This is a genomic window from Streptomyces albus subsp. chlorinus, from assembly GCF_013302895.1.
Taxonomy (GTDB): Bacteria; Actinomycetota; Actinomycetes; order Streptomycetales; family Streptomycetaceae; genus Streptomyces; species Streptomyces chlorinus.
In genome coordinates, this window is sequence record NZ_VJOK01000001.1 from 2,818,887 (window position 1) to 2,822,020 (window position 3,134).

Below are 3,134 nucleotides of genomic sequence, written 5' to 3' on the forward strand. Positions count from 1 at the left end.
CCCCTCACCGAGCCGCGCCTCTGCCGCGCGCGGCGCCTCGGGCCCGGCCCCGCCCCCGCGCACCGCCCGACGCCACACCATCCTCCCCGGCCGCACTTTCCCCTCCGGCCGCACCTTCCCCTCCGGCCGCACCTTCCTCTCCGGCCGCCTCATGCGGGCTGCTCCGATACGGGCGGAACGGCCGGGGTGGTCGCGGGTGGTGTGGTTGGTGTGGCAGCCGCGGACGTCTCAGGCACCGCGTTCGCCGCCGCAACCGCCGCAGTCGTCACAGGGGCTTCAGAGGTCACAGGTGTCACAGGGGGTGCGGGAGCCGTCGCCAAGGCGAGGGTGCCCGTGTCGCGGGCCGATTCCAGTACGGCGGCAGAGACCTCCACCGTCCGCAGCCCCTCGCGGACGGTGACGATGCCGCCCGTCTCCCCGCGGCGGACCCCGTCCCGCACCGCGTCGCGGAACCGCTCGTGCTCGACGACCAGCGGCTCCCGTTTGGGGAAGGCGTAGCGGACGGTGTCGCCCTCCGCCACCCCGCGGAACGCCCGCAGGGCCTCCCACTCGGTGGCCACGGCACCGTTGGCGTGGAAGGTCAGGTCGGCGGTGAGGGTGTCCGCGACGAAGCACCCCCGCTCGCCGGTCACGGCGGTGAACCGCTCCTTGAGCGGGCTGAGCCAGTTCACCAGGTGGCTGACCATCGTCCCGTCGGCCAGCGAGCCGACGACGGCGACCATGTCCTCGTGCGGGCGCCCGCTCTTGGAGACGGTGCGCGCCGCCAGCGTCGCGTACTCCTGGCCGGTGATCCACCCGGTCAGGTCGATGTCGTGGGTGGCCAGGTCCTTGACTACGCCGACATCGGCGATGCGGTGCGGGAAGGGCCCCTGGCGGCGGGTGACGACCTGGAAGACCTCCCCCAGTTCGCCCGCCTCCAGCCGCGCGCGGAGCTGCTGGAGCGCCGGGTTGAAGCGCTCGACATGGCCGACCCCCGCGACGAGCCCCCGCTCCTCGAAGGCCCGCACCAGCCGCCGCGCCGCCTCGGCCGAGTGCGCCAGCGGCTTCTCGATGAGCGCGCACACGCCGTGCGCCGCCAGTTGGAGGCCGACCTCCTCGTGCAGCGCGGTCGGGCAGGCGACCACCACGTAGTCGACGCCCAGCGCCAGCAGGTCGGCCACCTCGTGCAGCACCGGCACGCCCGGCAGGGCGTGCAGGCTGCCGTGCGGGTCGCCCGCCGGGTCCACGGCGCCGACGAACTCCACGCCGTCGAGCGAGGCGAGGATGCGCGCGTGGTTGCGCCCCATCGCACCCAGCCCGACGAGCCCGGCCCGCAGTGTCCCCGGGGGCCGGTGGAGCCCCGGCGGCCGGGCCGGCACCGAGGCGGTGCCGGGGGTGGTGACGGGACCGGTGACGGGGGCGGCACCGGACGGCGCCGGTGCGTCGGCCGTCTTGGGCGCGCTCGCGGTCGGTGCCGTGGTCGGCGGCTTGACCGTCCTGGCCGCCGACGCGGCCCGGCCCACGGAGCCCACGGACTGCCCCCGGCCCGGCCTCGTCGTACCGCCGGACGCCTTCCGGCCCGCCTTCCCCCGTCCGGCCGCCGCCTCTCCCCTTCCGGCCACCTTCCCTCTTCCGGCCGCTCCCGCCCCGCCGGCGGCCCGCGTCGCGCCAATCGCTCGCGTCACATCAGCCGCTCGCGTCACACCGGACGGTCGTGTCACACCGGACGGTCGCGTTCCGGCCGGCGTCGTCGTCCCTCCGGACGCTCCCATTCCGCCGGACGGGGCCACTCCGCCGGACGACCTTCCGCCGGACGAGGCCCTTCCGCCGGACGGTGCCCTTCCGCTGATCGCCTTCGTTCTGCGCGTCGCCGTCATCGCGTCACTCCCGCCTTGCGGGCCGCCTCGTTGGCGGCCGCAACGATCACTTCGAGGTCGCCCGGGGTGAGGGAGGGGTGCACGGGCAGGGACAGCACCTCGGCCGCCGCCCGATCGGTGACAGGCAGGTCGGCGCCCAGATGCGCGTAGGGCCTCAGCCGGTGGATCGGCGTCGGGTAGTAGACGGCGCAGCCGATGCCCTCCGCCTGCAGCCGCCGCTGCACCGCGTCCCGTACGGCGGCGCCACCGGGCACCCGCACCGTGTACTGGTGGTAGACGTGCCGGGCGCCGTCGGCCACACCCGGGGTCACCAGCGGCGCGGCCAGCCCCGTGTCCAGCACCCTGGCGTTCTCACGGCGCCGCCGCGTCCACTCGGCGAGGCGTTCGAGCTGGACGCGGCCGATGGCGGCGGACACGTCGGTCATCCGCATGTTGGCGCCGACGATCTCGTTCTCGTACCGCTGCTCCATGCCCTGGTTGCGCAGCAGACGCAGCGTGCGCGCACGTTCCTCGTCCGGGACGACGACGATGCCGCCCTCCAGGGTGTGCATGTTCTTGGTCGGATAGAAGCTGAAGCACGCCGCGTCCCCGAACGTCCCGACGGGATGGCCGTGCAGCGCCGCCGCGTGCGCCTGGCACGCGTCCTCGACCACGGCGAGCCCGTGCCGCTGCGCCAGCTGCGTGAGGCGGCCCATCGGCGCGGGATGGCCGTACAGGTGGACGGGCATCAGCGCGGCGGTGCGCGGACCGACCGCCTCGGCGGCGGCATCCGGGTCGAGGCAGAAGGTGACCGGGTCGATCTCCGCGAAGACCGGCTCCGCGCCCGCCAGCCGCACCGCGTTGGCGGTGGCGGCGAACGAGAACGACGGGACGACCACCTCGTCCCCCGGCCCGATGCCCAGCGCCAGCAGCGCCAGATGCAGCGCCGAGGTGCCCGAGTTCACGGCGACGCACGGGCGGCCCGCGACCAGCGCGGCGAACTCTTCCTCGAACGCCGCCACCTCGGGCCCCTGCACCACCCGGCCGTCGCGCAGCACCCGCACGGCGGCGGCGACCTCGTCGTCCCCGATCACCGGCTTCGCCGCCGGGATCACCGGCCGTGCGACGCCACCGGCCACACCGGGGGACGCGGCCGGGGCGCCGGGCGCGGCCCCGACGGCGGGTCCGGCCCCGGTTGCGGGCCCGGCCCCGGTTGCGGGCGCGGCCTCAGCCGTGGACCCGGCCTCAGCCGTGGGTCCGGCCTCGACGCCGCCGGGCGCGGGTGGTCCGGACGGTGTC

Annotated in this window: 2 protein-coding genes; both read right to left on the reverse strand. The window is 75.9% G+C overall.

Translation table 11 applies throughout. The features are described 5' to 3' along the window. Window positions 1-149 precede the first annotated feature (149 nt). A complete protein-coding gene (locus FM076_RS12680) occupies window positions 150-1,286 on the reverse strand; it encodes a Gfo/Idh/MocA family protein (RefSeq protein WP_180218272.1) in 1,137 nt (378 codons plus the stop codon). 566 nt (window positions 1,287-1,852) lie between these two features. Next, window positions 1,853-2,974 carry an aminotransferase class I/II-fold pyridoxal phosphate-dependent enzyme gene (locus FM076_RS12685; protein ID WP_173870374.1) on the reverse strand — a complete coding sequence of 374 codons (1,122 nt, stop codon included), beginning with the start codon at window positions 2,972-2,974 and terminating at the stop codon, window positions 1,853-1,855. Between the last annotated feature and the right edge of the window lie 160 nt (window positions 2,975-3,134).